A 22,350-nucleotide genomic window follows, 5' to 3' on the forward strand; every position below is an offset into this window, starting at 1 on the left:
GGGAAATCTCTCCAGGGTCGGCAGTGGTGAGGCTTTGAATCCATGGGCCGACTTGAGATGAGGGGGGTAGGGGGACTATGATCCGACACCGGCATCGATAGAGGCGTCCCTGGTGGTTATCAATCATGGGGGGATGGACTGTTCTGCCGGAAGCATTTGGGTCGAAAGGCCTTTCTTTTATCCAGTCCGTGGTTTGGGTCATGAACGATTTGCAAGGATTCATCGATCATCTGTTCGGGCCGGAGAGTCGTCTGGCGACGGAAATTTCCGGCTATGAACCCCGACCGGTTCAAGCCCATATGGCGCGGGTGGTGGCGGAAACCGCTGAACAGGAGAGCAAGCTTCTGGTGGAGGCGGGGACGGGTACCGGCAAGACTTTGGGCTATCTGTTGCCGCTTCTGGCCATGGGGGAGCGGGTGATCGTCTCCACGGCTACCAAAGCCCTTCAAGATCAGATTTGGGATGTGGATATTCCCCTGCTGCGTCGGGTGGGGGTGGGCAACTTTCGTGCAGCGGTGTTGAAGGGGCGGAGCAACTATCTCTGTCTCCATCGGTTTCGGGAATTTCAGGATAACCCCATGCTCATCGGCCAGGATGAACGCAACTGGTTCAAACGGGTGAAAGAGTGGGTGCTGCAAACCCGGGTGGGGGATCGGGATGAATTGGCCGACCTGCCCGAACAGCTCTCTTTTTGGCACGAAATCAACGCCGGGGGAGAGCGTTGTCTGGGGCGCAAATGTGGCGACTATAAGGAGTGCTTTCTCTTTAAAACACGAGAGGTGGCCCGGCATTCCGATCTGGTAGTGGTCAACCACCATCTCTTTTTTGCCGATTTGGCGGTCAAGGAGGGGGGCTTCGGCGAAATTTTGCCCCAATATAACGTCGTGGTGTTTGACGAAGCCCACCGCATTCCCGATGTGGTGACCCATTTTTTTGGGGTGGAGGTGAGCAACTATCGCCTGCGGGATCTGGTTCGGGATGGGCGGGAGGCGTTTCAGGAGGTGGGGCCGGACGATACGGCGGTACTGGATGCCTTCGACCGGGTGGAGCTGGCCGCCGCCAGCCTGCGCAGCGCCTTTCCCGCTGAAAATATTCGGGATGCCCTGACGCCGGAGGAGATCCAAAAAGGCCCTGGGCGGGCGTTGGTAACAGTGGAAGGGGCCTTGTATGCCCTCAAGGAGGCGTTGGAGCCCCATCGGGAGCGGAGTGTGGCTTTGGCCAGCTGTGGCCGTCGGGCTGAATCCCTGTTGGTGGATGCGGGGATCATTCGCGCTCTGGACGATCCCGAGCGGGTCTATTGGTATGAAACCCGAAACCGGGGGATTTTTTTGCAGGCCTCTCCCCTGGAGGTGGGCCCCACCCTGCGGGAATCCCTCTACCCAAGAGCCAAATGTATCGTTTTCACCTCTGCCACCCTGGCGGCGGGTCGCGGCCCCAAGGCGTTTGATTATTTTCAATCGGAGATGGGCCTGCTGCCGAATGAGGTGACCCGGGAACAGTTGCCCCCGGCCTTTGACTATCCCAATCAGGCCCTGCTCTATCTACCGGAAGATCTGCCGGAGCCGGAAAATCGGGATTTTGGTCAACTGGTCGTGGCTGAGATTGTCGCCTTGCTGGAGGCCAGTTCCGGGCGAGCGCTCTGTCTTTTTACCAGCTATCGCATGCTGGAGATCGTTCGCATGGGGCTGGAGGGGCGGATTCCCTATCCGATCATGGTCCAGGGGGAGCGGCCCAAGGGGGCGTTGCTGGCGGCTTTTAAAAGTGAAACCGCTTCGGTTTTGTTGGGGGTGGGGAGCTTTTGGGAGGGGGTGGATGTGCCGGGGGAATCCTTATCCCTGGTGATTGTTGATCGTCTGCCCTTTTCTTCCCCGGCGGATCCCCTGATGGCTGCCCGTTTGCGCCACCTCAAAACCAAGGGCGGCAACCCCTTTATGGAACTTTCCCTCCCCAGGGCAGTCCTGGCATTAAAGCAGGGATTGGGTCGTCTGATCCGACGGGGAGGGGATCGGGGGGTGATGGCGGTAATGGATGCCCGGCTGACCCGGCGTCGTTATGGTGGTATCTTCCTGGCGGGATTACCCCCAGTCCCTACAACCCGTGACAGGGAGGCGGTAACACGCTTTTTTTCGTGAATATATTGGCTTTGGATACGGCTACCCCTCTGGGTGGTGCAGCTCTCCTGCTCCGAGGGGAGCCGGTGGAACATGTGCGTTTTGAAGCGGGAGAGGGGCATGTAGCCAAGCTTCCGGAGGCCGTGGATGGTCTGCTCTCCAAGGCGGGTTGGTCTTATGAAGAGCTGGGATTGATTGCGGTCACGGTGGGTCCGGGCTCTTTTGCCGGGGTGCGGGTGGCGTTGGGGTTTGCCAAGGGGTTGGCGTTGGCCAATAACACCCCTTTGGTGGGGGTTTCGACTTTAATGGTGGTGGCGGCTGGCGCTGGCATCGGCTCTGATGTGATGCGCCCGGATGTGGTGGCGGTGATGGATGCCCGCAAGGGAGAGGTTTTTTCGGCTCGCTATCGGTTTGACGAGACGGGTTTTCCTTCGGAATATTGGCCCCCCGGCTGCTGGCTGCCAAGCTCTTTGGCCTCCTCTCTGGGACCAGCGCGTACCCTGATGACGGGGGATGGTTTGAGAGCCCACGAGGCTGTTTTCAAGGAGCATATGGGTAAACGCTTCAAAACCGCCCCGGAGGAAAACTGGGCTCCCCACCCCATGGTGCTGGGGGTGCTGGGCTTGCGGCTTTTTGAGGCCCGGGGGGCGACCCCGGCTGAGGAGTTGGAGCCGGTCTATCTTCGGGTGCCGGAAGCAGAGCGCCATAAAAAGGCTGCCCAAGCCCAGGCGGCGGCATCGGAAGCCAAATCAGGAGATGCCCCCTCCCAATGATTCTGCGCGCCATGGTTGAGGGGGATGCCAAAAAGGCCGCTGCTCTCGATCTGGCCATGGGGACACCACCCTGGTCGTCAGGTATGTTTTTGGAAGAACTCAGGCTCGGCTCCCACTGTCGGGTGTTGGTTGGGCCTCAGGGGGATTTGGCTGGATTTTTGGTGGCCCGCCCCCAGTTTGACGAATGGCACATCATGACCCTGGGGGTGGCCAGAACCCTGCGCCGCCAGGGGTGGGGACGGCGCTTGGTGGAAAACCTCCTGGAGGAGGCCGATCAAGCGGGCTGCCCCAAGCTGCTGCTGGAGGTTCGGCGTTCCAATGTGGGGGCGCAGGCGCTCTACCGGGCCTTGGGTTTTACCTTGCTGCACACCCGCCGGAACTACTATGCCACCCGGCAGGGGCGGGAAGATGCCCTGGTGATGACCTACTGCTGTGGGAGAGGGTAGGGGGCAGTGGGCTGCGAGTGGGATATAAATTGTGACAAATTCGTATCATAAGGCCTTTGACGCATAGACTGGCTGGACTTTGGGCCGAAAAATTGCTGTGATTGTCGGGGGATTCCAGGGGAGTGACCAAAGCTTTCCGTCCATCGAAGAGGACGGGGCTTTGTGTCCATCAACAAGAGAGAGAGGAATAGAAACATGTTTGTCCAAGATGTGATGGTTAAAGAAGTGCGTACCAGCCGGGCCGATGAAGCGGTTCGTTCTGTGGCGGGTGTCATCTGCACCAATAAAATCAGTGGTTTGCCGGTGGTGGATGACAATGGCAAGCTGCAAGGGGTCATCTCGGAAAAGGACATTTTGAACGCGCTTTTGCCCAGCTATTCGGAATTTTTGGATGATCCCATCCGGGGTCGGGATTTTGAGTCCATGGAGACCTCCTACAAAGAGGTGCTCTCCAAGAGCGTCAGCTCCCTGATGACCTCCCGGGTTTTTACCGTATCACCCACCGACCCCATCATGATGGCCGCATCTCAAATGGCCCTGCACAACTTTCGCCGCATTCCCGTGGTGGATAATGACAACACCCTGGTGGGTATCATCAGCTTGGGAGACATCCACAAGGCCATCTTCAAGCGGGAACTGGGTATTCGGGAGTAGTTCACATGGCTGAGGTGGTTCCACGCTGGGAGTGGCGGACCTTTGGTGCTGATTTTTCCGAAGCTGCAAAACGCTTGGCCCAACTGGGCTCTGCCAGGGTTCGGGAGAGCGCCGAGGTCTATCTCATTTCCTCCAAAAGCCACGAAAATACCAAGATTCGCCAGGGATTGATGGATATCAAAACCCTCTGTCAGGTGAATGATCAGAAGCTTGAGCAGTGGATTCCGGCACTTAAAACCGGTTTCCCACTGCAACGGGATCTTCTGGATCGTCTCTTTAAAACCTGGCAGGTGGAGCCATTGGCTCTATCGGGGGATGAATGGGATCTGGATTCTTTCCTGAGCCAGGTGGTGGATAGCCATCCCCACCTGGCCCGGGTGGATGTTTTCAAGGAGCGCCACGGTTATCTCATTGAGGATTGCATTATCGAGGTGGCCTATCTCAAGTTTGATGGCGAGCCGATCCAGACGGTGGCGGTGGAGATGGAAGAGGCGGACCGGGTGTGGGAGAGGGTTGTCTCCCTGGGGTTGGCGGATCGGGAAAATGTCAATTATGTCTCCGCACTCAAGCGGTTTAAGGGGATTGGTTGATTTTGGAATGGCTTGCCGGTCAAGGAAGGCAGGTGTCCGGCGGACCATTGGTGATGAAAGAGGGTAAGCTGGGGAATGGGTTGATCGAGGAGCTCTGGGGGCTTCGGTGAGCTTGGTTTGTCTCAAGAAGGGTCGGGTTTCCGGTCTGACAAGAGGAGGGGTTTGTGTTTTTTCGGGGAGTAGGTGAATGAACAAGCTGGTTGTTTTGTCGGGGCCTTCCTGCATTGGCAAGGGGCCTCTGTTCCAGGCTTTGCGTAAGTTTTTTCCGGAATTGGCAGGAAATTTTCAGCAGTTGGTGCTCTACAATGATCGCGCTCCCCGGCCTGGTGAGGAGGATGGGGTCGACTACCATTTTCGCTCCAGAGGGGAGATCGAGGATCTGCGCAGCAAGGATGGTTTTATCCTGGCAGATGTTCGCGGCGACCTGCAAGCGCTGGAAGTGGCTCAGATTGACCGGATTTTGGAAGCGGGCAATGTGCCTTTTTTTGAGGGCAACCCCTTTGTGCCGGCCAAGTTGAGAGAGGCCGGGCTTTTTGATCGGATCCCCACTCTATCGGTTTTTCTCTCCCCTCTCTCCCGGGAGGAGATTCTCTATCTGAGAGCCCCGGAGCGGCGGGTGGATCTGGCCAAATTTGTCGCCGACGTCCAGGGTCGCAAGCTTTTGCACCGCAACACCCGGCAAAAGATCAATCTTTCCCTGAATGATCTGGAAAACATCGAAAAATGGGCGGCAAGCGCCTTGGTGGAGATGCGGGAAGCGTGGAAGTTTCAGTATATCATTCATCTCCACGATGCCGAGGGCAACGATAACTGGGATGCCTTTTATTATCCCATCGGCAGCGCCCGCAAGGCCCTGATGAACTTTGCCTCCCTGTTGCGGGGAGAAGAGCCCGCCGGAGTGGAAAAGTGGGAGCAGGAGCTGATTCCCTGATCTGCTGATCGAATGGATCGGGGGGGGGGGTGGTTTTTCCGGCAGAGAACAGGGAGTGGCAGCTGACTGAGGTGTTTGGTGGCCCGATATGTTTGGTGGCCCAATAGGTGTTTGGTGGCCCAATAGGTGTTTGGTGGCTAATCTCAGTCAGCTGGAGCGGGCGTTTGGGGCTCGCAACTGAATCAAAACAAAAGAGGGCTTGGATGGGCGTTGAGATCGAAAGAAAATATCTGGTCAAAAATGATGCTTGGCGGGACGGAGCCCAAGGGGTAGCCTTTCGCCAGGGGTTTCTCTCCACCCAAAAGGAGCGGGTGGTGCGGGTCAGAATGGCCGGGGAAAAAGGCACCCTCACCATCAAAGGGGTCACCCGGGATGTTTCTCGGGTTGAATTCGAATATGAAATCCCCAAGGCCGATGCCGAGCAACTGCTGGATCAACTCTGTGAGCGTCCCCTGATCGAAAAAACCCGCTATAAGATTGAACACGCCGGATTGATCTGGGAAGTGGATATTTTTGAAGGGGAAAATGCCGGTTTGATCCTCGCCGAAGTGGAGCTTGAGGACGAAAATCAAGCCATTGAACTCCCCGATTGGGTGGGGGAAGAGGTCTCCTCCGATGCCCGCTACTACAACTCCAACCTGGTAAAAAATCCCTTTAGCAGTTGGCGGGATTGAGGCCTGGGGAAGAGACGCTTTGGCCCTTTATGCCATAGGGGACGTTCACGGCTGCTGTGAACCTCTCGTTGAGCTGCTGGATCGGATCCACTTCAAGCCGGATCGGGATCGTTTGTGGTTCGTGGGGGATCTCATCAACCGGGGGCCCTGCTCCATGGAGGTGCTGCGCCTGGTGCGGGATCTGGGGGATAGGGCTATTTCCCTGATGGGCAACCACGAGGCCCGGGCGGTGGCCGCCTTAAGTGGAGACCCCCGCCAGGCCGCTTTCAAGTCCATGGACTATCTTCGGGATGCCCCGGCTGCCGATGGTTGGGAGGAGTGGCTGCGAAAACGTCCGTTTTTCCATTGGGATCGGGAATCCGGGTTCGCCATGGCCCACGCCGGTCTCTATCCTTCCTGGAGCCTGAAAGAGGCTGAAAAGCGCTCCCGAAAACTGACCGATTGTTACCAGGATCCCAAAAAAATTCGGGCGCTGTTTGCCGGGTTTGGCGGTCCACTCCCGGAAGAAGAGCCCTCAAAAAAGATTCGGGCGAAGGATCCTTTGGCCCAGCTGCGTTTCGACCAGACCGTTTTTACCCGTATCCGTCTTTCCAACCGGGAAGGCCACCTCCTCTGGCCCAAAAAAGCCTTGGCGGCGGGTCTCAGCGATCCGTACTCTCTTCCCCCGGAAAGCTCTCCCTATAAACCCTGGTACGAGCTTTGGCAGACGCCCAAAAAGCAAAAAGTGATCCATGGCCACTGGGCGGCGGCTGGGCTCCAGCTGGGGGAGCAGGTGATCGGTCTGGATACCGGTTGTGTCTATGGGGGGCGACTCACGGCGATTCGCCTGGACGATCCCACGTTACCCATCACTCAGGTTGATTGTCCCGAATATGTCCCCCACAAGTGATTCCTCCCCATCGACCGCTTCGTCGGTTGTGAGCAGCTCTTCGGAGGCTATCAGCCCTGTGGATTCGGTCGTTTCTGGGGATGGCTTGGATGGTTCTACCTCCATTGATTCCGGAACGCCCCGACCTTTCCGGTTTGAGCTACGCCATACCGACCCCACCGGGGCCCGTTTGGGACGCCTGATAACCCGTCGTGGGGAGGTGGAAACCCCAGCCTTCATGCCCGTGGGGACAGCAGCTACCGTCAAGACCCTCACCCCCCGTGAGGTGCTTGAAACCGGCTCCCAGATCATTCTCGGCAACACCTATCACCTGATGTTGCGTCCCGGCCACGAGCGCATCGCCCGTCTGGGGGGATTGCACCACTTTATGAACTGGTCCGGGCCGATTCTGACCGACTCCGGCGGCTTTCAGGTCTTTAGCCTGGGGGCGTTGCGGACTCTTTCGGAGGAGGGGGTGGCCTTTCGCTCCCATATCGATGGCTCGGCCTTTTTTTTGAGTCCTGAAGGGGCCATCAAAGCCCAGGAGGATCTGGGGAGTGACATCATGATGCAGCTGGATGAGTGTCCTCCCTATCCCGCTGAAAAGGATTATCTCGCCCGCTCCATGGCCCTCTCTTTGCGATGGGCACGCCGTTCCAAGGAAGCCCGCAATCCGGATGGTAGCAGTGGCGCTCTCTTTGGCATTGTCCAGGGGGGGATGAACCTGGATCTTCGGGCCGAGTCGGCTGAGGGGCTGATGGATATTGGCTTTGATGGTTATGCCCTGGGGGGATTGTCGGTAGGGGAGCCGCCAGCGTTGCGCCAGCAGGTGCTGGATCACACTCCCCAGCGTCTACCCCCCGATCACCCCCGCTATCTCATGGGGGTGGGCAAGCCCCAGGATCTGGTGGCGGCGGTGGGAGCGGGGGTGGATATGTTTGATTGTGTTTTACCCACCCGCAACGCCCGCAACGGCCAGCTTTTTACCTGGAACGGTACCCTCAACATCAAGGGCGCGCGTTTTCGAGAAGATCAGGAGCCGGTGGCTGAGGGGTGCGGTTGTGAATGCTGCCGCCACTACAGTCGGGCCTATCTCCATCACCTGTTTCGCAGCCGGGAAATATTGGGCTTGAGGCTGATGACTCTGCACAATCTGCATTTTTATCAGGAGTTGATGGCCGGGATGCGCCAGGCGATCTCAGAGAACGGGTTTGAAGGGTTCAGAAAAGAGTTTGCCGCCCGGTTGGCTGCTGGGGGATAGTCGATGACAGGGGAGGCGAATTTTTAAGGTTTGAAAGTCTTTTCAAGTGGGCAGGTTGGCAGGTTGATAGGTCACTTTAACTTTTAAATTTTAAAGCAAGAGCTTATATGGTGTCTTGGTCAGCCCTTGTTTTTTTGATCGTTTTAAAATTAAAAACAGCAAATACCACTCTACAGCTCAAACTCCAGCCCTTCCAACGCCACTCTACAGCTCAAATTCCAACCCTTCCTGCGCCAGCAGATATTCAGGATCACCCGGTTTTCTGGGATGGCGGTCCAGAGCTTCCTGAAATACTTTTTCCAGGTTGGCATCGTCACGGGTAGGTTCGTGGTGGGTGAAAAACATGGTTTTTACGCCAGCTTCCTTGGCCAGACGCATGTTGCCGTCAAAAGTGCCATGCCCCCACCCCTGTTTGGCAGGATAGTCGTCCCGGGTGTAGGAGGTGTCGGCGATGAGGACATCCACCCCCCGGACAAAATCGAGAATGGCCTTGTTTTTCTGGGTCATAAATTTTTCATACTTGTGATAATCCTCATCTTCGGGGGCATAGAGGTTGTAGAGTTCCTCGTGATCTCCGGTGAAGAAGACTGTTTTGCCGTTGCATTCGATTTTGTAGCCGAAGTTGAGCACCGGATGGTTCATAAAAATATTGGTCACTTTGGCTGATCCCGCCTGAACGGTCTGATGTTCGGCCAGGGTGACATATTTGGTGGTAGCTTTGAGTTCTTCCTCCCGGACTGGAAAATAGGAATATTCCAGCTGGCGGGCCAAAATGGAGCTGATCCCCCGCTGCTCTACCGGATCAAAGGCGCCATAGATGTTGAGGTTGTTGCCGGGGATGAAGGAGGGGATAAAAAACGGCAGACCCTGAATGTGATCCCAGTGGGTATGGGTGATAAAGATGTGACAGGTCAGCGGCAGCTCCGGAAACAGGGTCTGGGCCAGCTGAAAAATGCCGGTTCCCGCATCCAGGATAATCAGATCGTTGTCATCGCTGCGGATTTCGATACAGCTGGTATTGCCGCCATATTTGAGGGTCTTGGGACCGGGACAGGCAATGGAACCACGCACGCCCCAAAATTTGATTTTCATGGTCGGCTGTTCCATTTCATGGCTGTCATCCCCTCACCCTTGATGCAGAATGAACCAGGTTTTTTTCCACTCATTGGAAAAATCCCCCAGTGAGTTGATGAGTTCCCCGAGATCCATGTTGAACCGACTGGCAATAGGGGGGGGCAGTTGTTCCACGACGGGGTTGCCGCTTTTACCGATACGCAGTTTTTTGACGATCTGGTTGGCTGCAAACACACAATCCCCCATGGGGGATGGGGAACCTTTGCCTCTGGGGGCGTGGTGATTTTGAATGCTGGCGACCAGTTCGTTGGGTAGATGCCATTTTTTGGCAAGCATCGCGCCAACCCGGGTGTGGTCGGTGCCCAGCAGCTTTTTTTCCGCCTTCAGGAAGGGGATGTTTTTTTTGGAGGCCCTTTTAATCGCTTTGGCGTACTCCTTGGGCATATAGCGGGCCAGGACCACCTTGCCAAAGTCGTGGAGCAGTCCCGCCACGAAATAATCGGCTGATTCCAGCTCCGAGGCTCCCAGACGCCGACTGAGGCGTTTGGCGACGATAGCGGTGCCCAGGGAGTGCATGAGCAGATTGGTCAGATATTCGTCGTCTTTTTCTTCGTTCGTCAATACACCAACAGGGGCGATGGTCAGGGCAATGTTTTTAATGGTGTTGATCCCCACAAAAACCACGGCCTGATTGATGGAGAGAATGGTCCGGGAGAGCCCGAAATAGGGGGAGTTGAGAATTTTCAGAATTTTCAGAGTGAGCACCGGATCGTGGCCGATGATCTCAATCAGTTCCTTGGGGGGACAATTGATATCGGTGGTGAGTTGCAAAATGCGATAGACGCTTTGCGGGAAAGCGGGCATTCGCTCAACCATCTGGACCAATTTTTTATTCGAAATGCCCATGTATTGCCAATTACGGTGTCAGAGCTGCATCGCCAATGGAATAACGTACCTTTACAAATGGTCGGCTCCATCCTAGCGTCAGGGTCGGATGAAGGGGGGCGTTGCCCGGAAAAAAAACCAAACGTAAAGGTTTAGTCGGTCTGGAAGCAACTGCAAAACCCAAGCCAGGATGGTTTTTTTCTGATTCCGGTTTTTTTGTACAGTCCGCTCCTTGCCGAGTATCCGGGGTTGTCGCTACCATGAGAGGCTTACCCGGAACCTTGATACCCAACCACTGAAACAATACCTTGAACCATAGCGCGTCGAAACGGTTTTTGAAAGGTTGGGGGAAAATGTTTGGATGGGCGGATCATTTTTGCAAAAAATGACCATCATTTCTCTCGAAAATCTAAAATGGGGTGGAACCTGCCGGAATCTATTCAGGCGGTTGTCCACAACGGTGTCGTGACATGTCAAAGGGTGATATCCGAGAGATTTTGAAAAACAGCGATCTGCTGATGGATGGTCGGGAAATCAGCAAGATTGTGGCGGTGGCCATTACCGGGGATCAACCCCTTGAAATCCGGCTGGAAGATGGCCAAGGCCCTTTTTCCTCCCACCTGCTCAAGTCGGTCAAAGGGCGGCGGGGCAAGCCCGATTTATTGCAGATTTCCCCTCTCGATCCATGGCCTGGCAAAAAAAGAATCCGGCCAGGAAAAAGCGTCGACGTACGTCTGTTTATGGGGGGGTATGCCTTGATTTCCCGACTGACATTGTTGGAAGGTGAGGATAAAGGGGGGAGGGAATCTCCCTTACAGCTGAGCTTTCCGACCTTTTTCAGGGTGGAGGCCCCCAGGCAGGTGAGCCGCTATCCCGTACCTGGGCAATTTCCCTGTACCGTGATTTTGACCGATTCCGACAATACCCCCATCAAAGGTATTCTTCAGGATATCAACCAGGAGGGGGTATCCTTTTCCCTGGCCATGGGGGAGTTGGAACTTCGCCAGGGAGACGAAACAGTCCTGACCATCCAGCCCCAGGAGCCGAACCAAACCGAATGTCGTTTAAGCGGCAGGGTTTTATTTGCCCGGGAAGAGGACGAACCCGATGAATCATCCGGCAAAAAATGGATGCGCTATTCCCTTCGGATTGGCGAAATAGAAGATGAACAAGCCTTTGAAAGGCTTTTTGCCAACATTAAACTATTCGCCGAGGAACGTTTTGGTAAGTCTGTTCTGACGGCTAATTCCTATATCAACGCCGTGGCTATCTGAAGGTTGCATCACTGGTTGCTGGATATTCGCCAAATGCGAAGGATATCCGAAATATATCAAGCTCCGGTCGTGCTGCGGCGGCCGGGTGGTCAATGAGGAGAGTTGAATGTTCGATCTGATTCCAAACGCTTATGCCCAAGGAGCTCCCGAGGGTGCCCAAGCGGCCATGGGCAATATCATCTTCATGGTTTTGCTGTTTGCGATTTTTTACTTTCTGTTGATCCGGCCCCAGCAAAAACAGGCCAAGCTGCACAAGGAACTACTGGAAAACCTCGGTCGTGGGGATTCCGTGGTGACCAGCAGCGGTATCCTGGGGCGGATCCACAAGATTGACGACGAGGATGTCCTTCTGGAAGTGGGGCAGGTTGAAACAGCCAACCGCCAGTTTAAAGCCGTCCGTATCAAAATTCGCAAAACCAACATCGCCACCGTGACTGCCAAGTCCGGTGCACCGGCTCCGGAAAAATCGGACGATAAAGATTCGGACGAACCAAAATCGGACGACAAATAGCCAGACCATCCCAAGCACTCACCGAATAACGCCCCAAAGGACGCCCCGGAAGTGGTTCGGGCGAAAAGTCGAGGACGGTAACAACCATGCGTCAACTGCCCTTGTGGAAACCCCTGTTAATTCTGGGGATTGCCCTGACATCTCTGTTCTATGCCCTGCCCAGTCTGCTGGGAGGAGTGGATGAGGAGTGGCCTTCCTGGCTGCCCAACCAAGTGATTCTCAGGGGGCTCGATCTCCAAGGGGGGCTCTACCTGCTACTCCACGTAGAGACCGATAAGGCGGTGGAGCAGACCGCTGAAAATTTGGTGGATGAGGTGCTGGGGGTGTTGCGCGAAAAGCGTCTGCGCCACCTGGGGGTAAAGCGTGCTGGCATTTCTGCTGTTGAAATGCGCCTCTCCAAAGGGAGTGACCCGGAGGAGGTCCGCAAGGTTTTAAGAGACGAGTTTCCCGATCTTTTGCTGGAGGACATGGCGGAAGGTGCAGGAATCAGGCTGGCCATCACGCCGGATAAACAAAAAGAGATCAAGGGATTCGCTGTTGAGCAGTCGATCCAGACCATCCGCTCACGGATCGATCAGTTCGGTGTCAGCGAACCCACCATCCAAAAGCAGGGCCAGGAACGCATCCTGATCCAGCTTCCCGGTCTCCAGGATCCGGCCCGGGCTAAAGCCCTGATCGGTCGGACTGCTCGCCTGGAATTCAAAATGGTGGACGAAAAAGGGGATCTGGCTACGGCCCTGGATGGTCGCGTACCCCCGGGGGATGTGGTTCTCTATGGGGATCAACAGGCCCGGGACGGCTCCACCTATCAACAGCCCTACCTGCTTAAAAAACGCACGGTGTTGACCGGGGCCTATCTCAGCGATGCCCGGGTTAATTTTTCCGCCCAATACAACGAGCCTCAGGTGTTGGTCTCTTTTAACCGCCAGGGCGCCCGAAAATTTGCCCAAATCACCGCCAACCACGTCAATGAGCGGATGGCCATCGTTTTGGATGGCAGAGTCTACTCCGCACCGGTGATCCAGGAGCGAATCGATGGGGGGCGGGCTTCGATTACCGGCCGCTTTACCACCGACGACGCCCACGATCTGGCCATCGTGCTGAGGGCCGGTGCCTTGCCCGCTCCGGTAAAAATTTTGGAAGAGCGCACGGTGGGTCCGACTTTGGGTCGGGATTCGGTGGAGCAGGGGTTGGCTTCCATCCTGATCGGTGGTGCCCTGGTGCTGGTCTTCATGGCGCTCTACTATCGCGGTTTTGGTCTATTGGCCAATATCGCGGTGCTGCTGAATATCCTCATCCTGATGGCTGCGTTGACTTTCCTTCAGGCTACTCTGACTTTGCCGGGGATTGCGGGTGCGGTGTTGCTCCTCGGTATGGCGGTGGATGCCAATGTGCTTATTTTTGAGCGCATACGGGAGGAGTTGCACTTGGGCAAGACCCCCTTGGCCGCTATTGATCATGGCTATTCCAAGGCTTTTTCCACCATCATGGATGCCAATATCACCACTCTGATCACGGCGGTAGTGCTCTACCAGTTTGGTACCGGTCCGGTTCGGGGGTTTGCTGTGACCCTCTCCATCGGTCTGGTCGCCTCCATGTTTACAGCTATTTTCGTCACCCGGGTGGTGCTGGCACTGGCCATGCGCAACAGGCCGTTTGCCAAGCTTTCCATCTAAAAGACCAAACTTTCCCGCACCTCAACCTCCAGGACCCATGATCGGCCCGGTATATGGAACTCATCACCAAAAAGACCCACATCGATTTTATTCGCTGGCGTAAGCTTGCCTTTTCTTTTTCAATAGGCTTGATCCTGTTAAGCCTGATCTCCCTGGGTGTTCAGGGGCTCAACTACGGCATCGACTTTTCCGGCGGCACCCTGGTACAACTCCGTTTTCCAGGGCCAGCCCCTGTTGGGGAGATTCGCAAGGCCCTCTCTGACCTTGATCTGGGGGATGTGGTCATTCAGGAGTTTGGCCGCCCGGAGGAAATTTTGGTCCGGGTGGAGCGTCAGGAAGGTCAGGAAGCGTCGAGCAATCAGGCCCAACTGGCCCAGCGGATTGTCGCCTCTCTCAATGGCTTGGCCGGGGAAGAGGGGGTTGAACTGCGACGGGTTGAATTTGTCGGACCCCAGGTGGGTGAAGAACTCACCACCAAGGGGATCATGGCGGTTCTCTACTCCATGATAGTGATTTTGGCCTATGTGGCCTGGCGGTTTGAGTTGCGCTTTGCCTATGGCGCAGTCTTGGCCCTGATTCACGATCTGGCCATTACGGTGGGTTTCTTTTCTCTCCTGCAAAAAGAGTTTACCCTGGTGGTGGTGGCCGCACTCCTCACCGTGATTGGCTACTCCCTGAACGATACCATCGTTGTGTATGATCGTATCCGGGAGGAGATGAAGCGGCTTAAAAAAGAGCCCATGACTCTGATTATCAATGAGGCGGTCAACCGGGTTTTGGCCCGTACTTTGGTAACCTCTTTGACCACCATCCTGGTTCTGGTCGCACTGATTCTTTTCGGGGGTGAGGTGATTCACGATTTTGCCCTGACCCTTTTTCTGGGTGTGCTGGTTGGCACCTATTCATCCATCTTCGTTGCGAGTCCCATGGTGCTGTTAATGGACCGCAAAGGCCGTTGACCGCTTATCTCGCAGGTGCCGCTCATGAGTGATAGTGATAACGATTACGATACACGCTTCCAGGTGATCGATCCCAAGTTTACCCCGGAAGAGGATCGCGTGTATGAAACTGAAATGGCTGCTCTGAAGCGTCGGATCAAGGGGGGGGACTCCTGGAATAAGGCCGTCAAGCAGTGCAAATTGGATGATGGCGAACTGAAAAAAATCATCCTGGAGGATTTTCTCAAGATCACCGTGGCCGAGCGCCACTTTCAAGGGGGGGATAGCCTGAAAAAAGTAGCCAAAACCCTGAAAGTATCCTTGAAAGATCTGATGGCCATCAAGGAAAGCATGCTCAAGGAAGTGCAAGCAGCTGCCGTCAAAGCCTACCATCTGCAACAACCCAAGCCCAACTGATTTGGCAAGCAGGCACTTTTTCTGTTGTCGCTGAACCTGTTCCGATCAGAAAATATCCAGTCCAGAGGGGGGCTGGTATAGGGCTGAAACGGGCGTTGCAAAGTGCGGTGCAGGCCATGCCTGAATTTTTTGCCCAAGGCATTCCTTTCCGGCTTATAATGAATCTCTTTGGATATTGATCGAATCAGAAGGATAAATCAGTGGCGCGGATATTGGTGATTGATGACGATGTGGGGGTTCGGGAGCTGCTGCGGGCATTTCTCGACGAGGCTGGCCACCAGGTTGTAGAGGCCCCGGATGGACGGCAAGGGGTGCAGCTCTTTCGGGATGAACCGGCAGACCTGGTGATTACCGATATCCTCATGCCGGAGAAGGACGGGGTGGAAGTGATCATGGAACTCAAGGAGCGCTACCCCGAGGTGCGTATCCTGGCAGTTTCCGGTGGCGGGCGAGGGCTGGAGGCTGAGGTCAACCTGCGGGTGGCCAAAGAGTTCGGTGCCATGCATGTATTGCCCAAACCATTCACTCAGCAGGAGCTTCAGGAGGCTGTCACAGCACTTCTGGGCGCATAATAGTCTGGTCAGTCAAGTCATTATTGCTTTGGTGGCTTGGGCTTTGGGTTCTTCTGGTGCATGAAGCTGTGGTTTGGCGCTTGATTCGTAGCAACCATCGGTTGGGATTGATAGTCATTCCAATACGCAAGGTACACTCTGATAGAGGCTTTCCAGGAAAACGCACACGTAGGATCTGGTGAGCCGTGCGAACCCCATCAATCAAGACCGATTGCCATTTTAATTTGGAACGACTATATCGGGAATGCTGTGGCCCTGCCGGTGGGGTATGGGGTAGCAGGTTTTATCAGAAAGCATCAGTCTGCTTCTGCTTTGAAAAGGGGTTGCTGATTGATTCTACTTACGCTTCGAACGACACCCCGCCACCGGCTCCATGGATTCATGTACCGGCAGCGGGGCGGGTGGTGCTGTATCCCTTAGCGCCGCTTTTTCTTTGAACGCTCTACGTGATCCTTCAATTCCTTGGTCAGGGTATCCAGGACATCATTAACTGAAGCGACGACCGTGGAGTTTTCCTTGGTGGCGGTAATGGTGGTGCCAGCCACATTGACCACGGCCTTGGCTTCGGCGCGCTGATCGTTTTTATGGGCTTTGACCTCGATGCTCACCCGGGCGTGGGTGATGGGGCCAAACCGTTGATCCAGGTTTTCCATCCTTTTTTGGATCCGCTCCCGCAACTCGTCGCCCAGTTCGACCTGCCGACCTTCCAGTTTAATATCCATTTAGCCGTTCAGCTCCTCTCATAATGCCGATACATGATCCGCCAATTTCCGACGGTTTGTGCTTATCCGTTGTGTCTTGAGTCTACAGGTGTCGTTGCCCATCAGCCTCCGACAATGGCCAACAAAACACCAGCCGCCACTGCCGAGCCGATGACGCCAGCCACATTGGGCCCCATGGCGTGCATCAGCAGGAAATTATGGTGATTGGCCTGCAGTCCTACCTTGTTGACCACCCGGGCCGCCATGGGTACAGCTGAGACTCCGGCAGCACCAATCAGGGGGTTGACCTGACCTTTGGTAATCCGATGCATCAGTTTCCCCATCATCAGTCCCGCAGCCGTCCCAACGCTAAAGGCGATCACCCCGAGGACCAGGATACCCAGGGTTTCGACACTTAAAAATTGTTCGGCCGAAAGCTTGGAGCCCACCGCAAGGCCCAAAAAGATGGTGACGATGTTGATCATCTCATTTTGGGCGGTTTTGGAAAGCCGCTCCACCACACCACTCTCTCTGAGCAGATTGCCAAAGGTAAGCATGCCGATCAAGGGGGCAGCTGTGGGCAGCAGCAGAGCGCAGAGAATCAGCACGGTGATGGGGAAGAGCACCCGCTCCAGCTTTGAGACCGGGCGCAGCTGCTGCATCACCACTTGGCGTTCTTCCTCGGTGGTGAGGGCCATCATGATGGGGGGTTGAATGAGAGGCACCAGCGCCATGTAGGAGTACGCTGCCACCGCAATGGCCCCCATCAGATCCGGAGCCAGGCGTGAGGAGAGAAAGATCGCTGTTGGGCCGTCAGCGCCACCGATGATGCCGATGGCGGCTGCATCTGCCAGGGAAAAGTCAAATCCAGGCAGAACGTTCAGAGCCAGAGCGCCCAGGAGGGTGATAAAGATGCCAAATTGCGCGGCAGCCCCCAGAAAGATGGTGCTGGGGCGGGCAATCAGGGGGCCGAAATCGGTCAGAGCCCCCACCCCCAAAAAGATGATCAGCGGAAAGACGCCGGTCTTGATCCCTGTGTTGTAGACATAATAGAGCATGCCTCCAGGGTCGGAGATTCCCGCGACCGGAATGTTGGTGAGAATGGCGCCAAAGCCGATGGGTACCAAAAGCAGTGGTTCGAACTGCTTGACCACAGCCAGATAGATCAGCAGCCCCCCAACGGCCATCATCAGAACCTGGCCCCAGGTAAAGTTGGCCAGTCCTGTCGTTTCCCAAAGTGTCAGTAAATGTTCCATAGCGGCACTGGGCTCAGGCGATCATGAGGAGGGTGGCGCCCACCTGGACGTTGTCACCCACCGCGACGGAAACTTCAGTTACTTTGCCATCCCGGGGTGCGCGCACCTCGGTTTCCATCTTCATCGCTTCCAGAATCATGATGACATCACCCGATTTGACGGTGCTGCCCACCTCCAGCGGAATGCGGTAGATGGTGCCTGCCAGAGGGGAGGGGACCGGTTCACCACTCCCTGCTGGAGCGGCGGCCGGAGCCGGGGCTGCGGCAGGTGCTGCGGCGGGGGTGGCGGAGCTGACTTCACCCCCCGGACCCACCTCCACGTCATATGCCGTGCCGTTGACCACCACCCGGTATCTTTCCGGGCCGTCAGTGGCGGGGGCTGCGGCGGGAGCGGCCTTTTTGGCAGCCGGAGCCACATCATCCGCACTGGGTACCGGTTCGAAGGCGTCGGGATTGTTGCGGTTTTTGAGAAACTTGAGACCCACCTGGGGGAAAAGGGCGTAGGTGAGAACATCGTCGATTTCGTTTTGGGCCAGTTGAATGCCTTGTTCGTCGGCGATTTTCTTGAGTTCCGCCGTAAGCTTCACCACTTCCGGCTCCAGCTTGTCAGCTGGGCGCACGGTGAGGGGTTTTTCCCCGGGTTCGAGAACCCGTTTTTGGATTTCAGTATTCATGGGGGCGGGGGTGGAGCCATATTCGCCCCGCAGAATGCCTCGGGTCTCTTTGGTGATGGACTTGTAACGCTCACCCATCATGACATTGAAGACCGCCTGGGTGCCGACAATCTGGGAGGTGGGGGTGACCAGGGCGATGTAGCCCAGATCCTTGCGTACCCGGGGGATCTCCTCCAGGACCTCGTCCATTTTGTCGAGGGCCCCTTGCTGCTTGAGCTGGTTTTCCATGTTGGTGAGCATTCCACCCGGCACCTGGGCCAGGAGAATCCGGGAATCAACACCCTTCAGGGAGCCTTCAAATTTGGCATATTTTTTCCGGACTTCGCGGAAATAGGTGGCGATCTCTTCCAGGGGTTTAAGATCCAGGCCCGTATCCCGTTCAGTTCCTTCCATGATGGCGACAATGGACTCGGTGGCGGAGTGTCCGGTGGTCATGCTCATGGAGGAGATGGCGCTATCCACCATGTCGATGCCCGCTTCGGCCGCCTTGAGGATGGCGGCGGTGGACATGCCGGTGGTGGCGTGGCACTGCATGGCCAGCGGTATGTTGACCGACTCTTTCAGGCGGGTCACCAGCTCTTCGGCGATATAGGGCTTCATCAAGCCCGCCATATCCTTGATGCAGATGGAGTGGGAGCCGAGATCTTCCAGGCGCTTACCCATATCGACCCAATAGTCCACATCGTGAACCGGGCTGATGGTATAGGAGAGGGTTCCCTGGGCGTGCTTGCCAGCCTTGATGGTGGCGGCGACCGCCGTGCGCAGGTTGCGGACGTCGTTCATGGCGTCAAAGATGCGAAAGACATCCATGCCGTTGGCCGCTGCCCGCTCCACAAAGCCTTCCACCACGTCGTCGGCATAGTGACGATAGCCCAGGATATTTTGTCCCCGGAAGAGCATCTGGGTCCGGGTATTGGGCATGGCCGCTTTCAGCCTGCGCAGACGCTCCCAGGGATCTTCCCCGAGAAAGCGGATGCAGGAGTCAAAAGTGGCGCCACCCCAGATTTCCAGGGACCAGTAGCCGATCTTGTCCAACTGGGCGGCGATGGGCAGCATATCGTCGATGCGCATCCGGGTGGCCAGGAGAGACTGATGCGCGTCACGCAGAACCAGTTCCGTGATTCCGAGAGGTTTTTTCATGATGATCCGACATCCCTATGAAGAATGTGAAAGGGGTGTGGGGGTTAAAGCCCACACCTTGAGCGTCAGCTTGTTTTAGTTGTTTCTCGTGCGATAACGGTGCACGGCGGCAGCGATGACGGCCAGATGTTCCTGACCTTGAACCGCCGGGGCGGGGCGTGCTGTGGGCGGTTGGGGTAGTTTGGATTCGACCCATTGGGAAAATTTGGACATCTGACCTACAATGACGACCAGTAGTGCCAAAAAGGCAAACACTGTGCCCATGCCGAGGATCATGAGTTCAAACCCGCTTACAATCAGTTCAGAAACCGGCATACGGCTCCTCCCAGTATTAAGTTGCTTGAGATTGTCGCTTAAGCTGTTTGGAGTCCCATCCTGGACCCAAAATCCCTCTTATACCACTTTTTTCAGGCTATATTCCAGGATACCTACCGCACCCGCCTTGACGAGCTTGGGAATCAGGTCCCGAACCCGGTGGCGTTCCACTACGGTTTCCACCGCCAGCCACTCCTTGTCCCGGAGGTGGGCGATGGTAGGGGAGGTGAGGGAGGGGATGAGATCGAGTATGGCCTCGGATCCTTTTGCGGGAATGTTCATCTTGAGGGCCACCTTGTGCCGGGCGGTGAGGGCGGCGGTCAGGAGCAGGGCCAGCTGGTCCATTTTTCCCCGCCGCCAGCTATCCTCCCAGGCCTCTTTGTTGGCGATCAGTTTGGTGCGGGTGACCAGCAGCTCTTCGACGATACGCAGGCCGTGGGCTTTGATGGTGGAGCCGGTTTCGGTGATTTCCACCACCGCATCCACCAGCCCCTCCACCACTTTGGCTTCGGTGGCTCCCCAGGAAAAGTCCACCTGGGCCTCGATGTTGCGTTCCTTGAGAAAGCGACGGGTGAAGTGTTCCAGCTCCGTGGCAATTTTTTTGCCGTTCAGATCATTGATGGAGCGGATGGGGGAGTCTCCGGGCACCACCAATACCCAGCGGCAGGCTTGGTCGGAGCTTTTGGAATATTCCAGGGTGGCCACTTCCACCACTTTATCCTGGCAGTTGCGCTCGATGATCCAGTCCAGACCCGTCAGCCCCATATCCAGGGTGCCGTCGGCCACATAGGGGGCCATTTCCTGGGGACGAACCAGAGAGCAGGTGATTTCCGGGTCGTCGATGGAGGGAAAATAGTTGCGTGAGCGGGAGGAGATGGACCAACCCGCCTGGGCAAAAAGTTCGATGGTGGCGTTTTCCAGGCTTCCCTTGGGAATCCCCAGTTTCAGTTGAGGCATGCGACTTCCTTTTTCTTTAGCACCCCGAAAAGCGGATGGTGCGGTCTTGATTTGGTGATGAACGGGTTTGTGGCTGGTGATTCTTTATGCATCGTTTTGATTGGCCATAATTTAAAAGTCAATCAAACCTATAGATTAACATTGCCCCGGTTGGCTTCACAATGGGCCGTCGGGTTTGAGAGATGCCCGCGTCGGCAGCAATAGATGGAGGGGGGGTGGGCCGATGAGGGTTTGAGCGAATGACAGGATCATGGGGAGCAGGGGGAATGGTTTTTCTGGAGTGAGAATCAAAACTATTAAAGAATACAGTCTGTTTTTAGGTGGCATGGGCGCAATAACCAGGTGCCGCAAGGGTGCGCGGGAGGGGGTGGTTGTCTCTTGAATTATCCATGAATGATGGTACACTCCTGCAGTTGAAGAAAAAGGGGGAGCCAAATTTGCTTTCATGGCCCTTAGTCGAAAAAGGTCTCAATCAATTTTCATGGAGATAACCGAACGATGCCGATGACCAATATGACGGTGGATTTGCTGGCTGGGGAGAGCGTTAAAGTGGTTGGCCCCGGAACCATGGAATTTCATGCCCCTGAGCTGGCCAATGTCGCCAAGGGAGGCGGTGCTGCGGCTGGCAAGGGCAAAGCCGCACTGGCTGGTGGCGGCAAAATGGCCGTTGCGGCTGGCCAGGGCCAAGGGGCCACTGTTGGCGGGGGCAAGCTGATCGCGGCAGCGGGCAGTACCGGTACTGGAGCTGCTGGAAGTGCCGGGACCATCTGGACCGGCAAAGGCTTGAGCCTGGGGCTGGGGTTGGGGTTGGGTGCCTGGGGGCCGGTGATTGTCGCAGGGGCTGCCCTGGGGGGGTATGTCTACTGGCGCAAAAAACAAGCTGCCAAGGTCTGGCCATTCTGATCTGGCTGCCACTCTCCTGAAATCATCCCGGTAACGGGATGATGGTCAGGGGGCACACCTGTTGTACTGAATACACCTAATATAAGACGACTGGTGTGGGTAGCTGAAACAGCGATGTCTGCATCAATCTGAACCCCTGGGATGGAATGGTCCCAAGGGAGGGCCTGAACTGTCTGAAGCACGGACCGGGCTGGGGTTTGCTGATCGGGATTGGCCGTTCCATGTCAGAACATTTCATGTGAGGAGTAGAAATGGCAACATCATCTGGTAAGGTTTTTCTTAAGAGGAGCAAGGGCAATCGCAGCAAGGTGCTGGCCATTTTCAGCTACCTGGGCATGCTCTGCTTTGTGCCGCTTATCTTTAACCGGAATGATGAATATGTCCATTTCCATGCCCGCCAGGGATTGGTCCTTTGGATTTGGGGCGTGCTGGCCATCTTCAGCCTGCATATTCCCCTGCTCGGGGCCTTTATCTTCAGCTCCTCGGTCATCTTTGTCATGATTCTTTCAGTGATCGGCATCAGCTCGGTGGTGCTCTCCCGAGCTTGGCGATTGCCTCTGGTGGCCTTTGTGGCCGACAGGATGTAATATCCCCGACGGGATTATGGCGAAAGCCTTGGGCTTCAGGCGGACCCATTTTTTTCTTAAAGGGGCCGCCAATCTTTTTGTTTTCTGGCCCAGGATGGGCTGGAATTAAACGCAAAACCGGTTTATTGCCGAGACGTAACCCCTCTTGGAACAGCCGGTTTCG

The 22,350-nt window shown here is 55.9% G+C and carries 24 protein-coding genes; 17 read left to right on the plus strand and 7 right to left on the minus strand.

Translation table 11 applies throughout. The features are described 5' to 3' along the window. The first annotated feature begins 200 nt into the window (after window positions 1-200). The 9 genes from HQL52_02675 (at window position 201) to tgt (ending at window position 8,308) form a co-directional block, all read left to right on the plus strand. Window positions 201-2,132 carry an ATP-dependent DNA helicase gene (locus HQL52_02675; GenBank protein ID MBF0368338.1) on the plus strand — a complete coding sequence of 644 codons (1,932 nt, stop codon included), beginning with the start codon at window positions 201-203 and terminating at the stop codon, window positions 2,130-2,132. Beyond that, entirely contained in the window at window positions 2,129-2,884 is a 756-nt protein-coding gene (gene tsaB, locus HQL52_02680; GenBank protein ID MBF0368339.1) for a tRNA (adenosine(37)-N6)-threonylcarbamoyltransferase complex dimerization subunit type 1 TsaB, read from the plus strand. Before HQL52_02675 ends, tsaB begins: the two co-directional genes overlap by 4 nt. Then, the gene (gene rimI / locus HQL52_02685; protein ID MBF0368340.1) at window positions 2,881-3,330 is read left to right on the plus strand and encodes a ribosomal protein S18-alanine N-acetyltransferase; all 450 of its coding nucleotides are present in this window, start codon (window positions 2,881-2,883) and stop codon (window positions 3,328-3,330) included. Before tsaB ends, rimI begins: the two co-directional genes overlap by 4 nt. Window positions 3,331-3,543: 213 nt before the next feature. Then, window positions 3,544-3,984 carry a CBS domain-containing protein gene (locus HQL52_02690; GenBank protein MBF0368341.1) on the plus strand — a complete coding sequence of 147 codons (441 nt, stop codon included), beginning with the start codon at window positions 3,544-3,546 and terminating at the stop codon, window positions 3,982-3,984. Window positions 3,985-3,989: 5 nt separating this feature from the next. Further along, window positions 3,990-4,574 carry a hypothetical protein gene (locus HQL52_02695; GenBank protein MBF0368342.1) on the plus strand — a complete coding sequence of 195 codons (585 nt, stop codon included), beginning with the start codon at window positions 3,990-3,992 and terminating at the stop codon, window positions 4,572-4,574. A 187-nt stretch (window positions 4,575-4,761) separates the two neighbouring features. Next, complete coding sequence (locus tag HQL52_02700; GenBank protein ID MBF0368343.1) at window positions 4,762-5,505, plus strand: hypothetical protein; 744 nt, start codon at window positions 4,762-4,764, stop codon at window positions 5,503-5,505. A 203-nt stretch (window positions 5,506-5,708) separates the two neighbouring features. After that, window positions 5,709-6,179, plus strand: a complete 471-nt coding sequence (locus tag HQL52_02705) for a CYTH domain-containing protein (protein ID MBF0368344.1) — start codon at window positions 5,709-5,711, stop codon at window positions 6,177-6,179. A gap of 19 nt (window positions 6,180-6,198) precedes the next feature. Next, window positions 6,199-7,068, plus strand: coding sequence for a symmetrical bis(5'-nucleosyl)-tetraphosphatase (locus tag HQL52_02710; protein ID MBF0368345.1), 870 nt, complete (start codon window positions 6,199-6,201; stop codon window positions 7,066-7,068). Further along, window positions 7,052-8,308, plus strand: a complete 1,257-nt coding sequence (tgt, locus tag HQL52_02715; GenBank protein ID MBF0368346.1) for a tRNA guanosine(34) transglycosylase Tgt — start codon at window positions 7,052-7,054, stop codon at window positions 8,306-8,308. Before HQL52_02710 ends, tgt begins: the two co-directional genes overlap by 17 nt. Before the next feature lie 204 nt (window positions 8,309-8,512). Here tgt and HQL52_02720 read toward each other — a convergent pair whose 3' ends face one another. Then, window positions 8,513-9,400, minus strand: coding sequence for an MBL fold metallo-hydrolase (locus HQL52_02720; GenBank protein ID MBF0368347.1), 888 nt, complete (start codon window positions 9,398-9,400; stop codon window positions 8,513-8,515). Window positions 9,401-9,433: 33 nt separating this feature from the next. Beyond that, on the minus strand, window positions 9,434-10,246 hold the full coding sequence (locus HQL52_02725; protein ID MBF0368348.1) for an HDOD domain-containing protein: 813 nt from the start codon (window positions 10,244-10,246) through the stop codon (window positions 9,434-9,436). A 491-nt stretch (window positions 10,247-10,737) separates the two neighbouring features. On the opposite strand from HQL52_02725, the gene HQL52_02730 reads away from it, so the two are divergent. The 6 genes from HQL52_02730 (at window position 10,738) to HQL52_02755 (ending at window position 15,655) form a co-directional block, all read left to right on the plus strand. Further along, window positions 10,738-11,541 (plus strand): PilZ domain-containing protein, encoded by an 804-nt coding sequence (locus HQL52_02730; GenBank protein MBF0368349.1) that lies wholly within the window; start codon window positions 10,738-10,740, stop codon window positions 11,539-11,541. Window positions 11,542-11,647: 106 nt separating this feature from the next. After that, window positions 11,648-12,052 (plus strand): preprotein translocase subunit YajC, encoded by a 405-nt coding sequence (yajC, locus tag HQL52_02735; GenBank protein ID MBF0368350.1) that lies wholly within the window; start codon window positions 11,648-11,650, stop codon window positions 12,050-12,052. An 86-nt stretch (window positions 12,053-12,138) separates the two neighbouring features. Beyond that, complete coding sequence (gene secD, locus HQL52_02740; GenBank protein MBF0368351.1) at window positions 12,139-13,728, plus strand: protein translocase subunit SecD; 1,590 nt, start codon at window positions 12,139-12,141, stop codon at window positions 13,726-13,728. Window positions 13,729-13,781: 53 nt separating this feature from the next. Beyond that, window positions 13,782-14,687: a protein translocase subunit SecF gene (gene secF / locus HQL52_02745; protein ID MBF0368352.1), complete on the plus strand. Its 906-nt coding sequence runs from the start codon at window positions 13,782-13,784 to the stop codon at window positions 14,685-14,687. A gap of 24 nt (window positions 14,688-14,711) precedes the next feature. After that, window positions 14,712-15,083: a hypothetical protein gene (locus HQL52_02750; GenBank protein ID MBF0368353.1), complete on the plus strand. Its 372-nt coding sequence runs from the start codon at window positions 14,712-14,714 to the stop codon at window positions 15,081-15,083. A gap of 200 nt (window positions 15,084-15,283) precedes the next feature. Continuing rightward, complete coding sequence (locus tag HQL52_02755) at window positions 15,284-15,655, plus strand: response regulator (protein ID MBF0368354.1); 372 nt, start codon at window positions 15,284-15,286, stop codon at window positions 15,653-15,655. Window positions 15,656-16,071: 416 nt separating this feature from the next. On the opposite strand, the gene raiA is transcribed toward HQL52_02755, so the two are convergent. From raiA to HQL52_02780, 5 genes are all read right to left on the minus strand, one after another. Beyond that, window positions 16,072-16,377 (minus strand): ribosome-associated translation inhibitor RaiA, encoded by a 306-nt coding sequence (gene raiA / locus HQL52_02760; GenBank protein MBF0368355.1) that lies wholly within the window; start codon window positions 16,375-16,377, stop codon window positions 16,072-16,074. Between the two features lie 101 nt (window positions 16,378-16,478). Further along, window positions 16,479-17,612 (minus strand): sodium ion-translocating decarboxylase subunit beta, encoded by a 1,134-nt coding sequence (locus HQL52_02765; protein ID MBF0368356.1) that lies wholly within the window; start codon window positions 17,610-17,612, stop codon window positions 16,479-16,481. A gap of 13 nt (window positions 17,613-17,625) precedes the next feature. Next, the gene (gene oadA / locus HQL52_02770) at window positions 17,626-19,425 is read right to left on the minus strand and encodes a sodium-extruding oxaloacetate decarboxylase subunit alpha (protein ID MBF0368357.1); all 1,800 of its coding nucleotides are present in this window, start codon (window positions 19,423-19,425) and stop codon (window positions 17,626-17,628) included. A gap of 75 nt (window positions 19,426-19,500) precedes the next feature. Then, complete coding sequence (locus HQL52_02775; GenBank protein MBF0368358.1) at window positions 19,501-19,740, minus strand: OadG family protein; 240 nt, start codon at window positions 19,738-19,740, stop codon at window positions 19,501-19,503. A gap of 78 nt (window positions 19,741-19,818) precedes the next feature. Continuing rightward, window positions 19,819-20,697 carry an ATP phosphoribosyltransferase gene (locus HQL52_02780; GenBank protein MBF0368359.1) on the minus strand — a complete coding sequence of 293 codons (879 nt, stop codon included), beginning with the start codon at window positions 20,695-20,697 and terminating at the stop codon, window positions 19,819-19,821. A 498-nt stretch (window positions 20,698-21,195) separates the two neighbouring features. Between HQL52_02780 and HQL52_02785 the strand changes: the two genes are divergently transcribed. Together HQL52_02785 and HQL52_02790 are read left to right on the plus strand one after the other, a co-directional pair. Further along, window positions 21,196-21,600, plus strand: a complete 405-nt coding sequence (locus HQL52_02785) for a magnetic particle specific iron-binding protein (protein ID MBF0368360.1) — start codon at window positions 21,196-21,198, stop codon at window positions 21,598-21,600. A 251-nt stretch (window positions 21,601-21,851) separates the two neighbouring features. Next, window positions 21,852-22,187, plus strand: a complete 336-nt coding sequence (locus HQL52_02790; protein MBF0368361.1) for a hypothetical protein — start codon at window positions 21,852-21,854, stop codon at window positions 22,185-22,187. Window positions 22,188-22,350: the final 163 nt, after the last annotated feature.

The sequence above is a fragment of the Magnetococcales bacterium genome (assembly GCA_015232395.1).
Classification (GTDB): domain Bacteria; phylum Pseudomonadota; class Magnetococcia; order Magnetococcales; family JADFZT01; genus JADFZT01.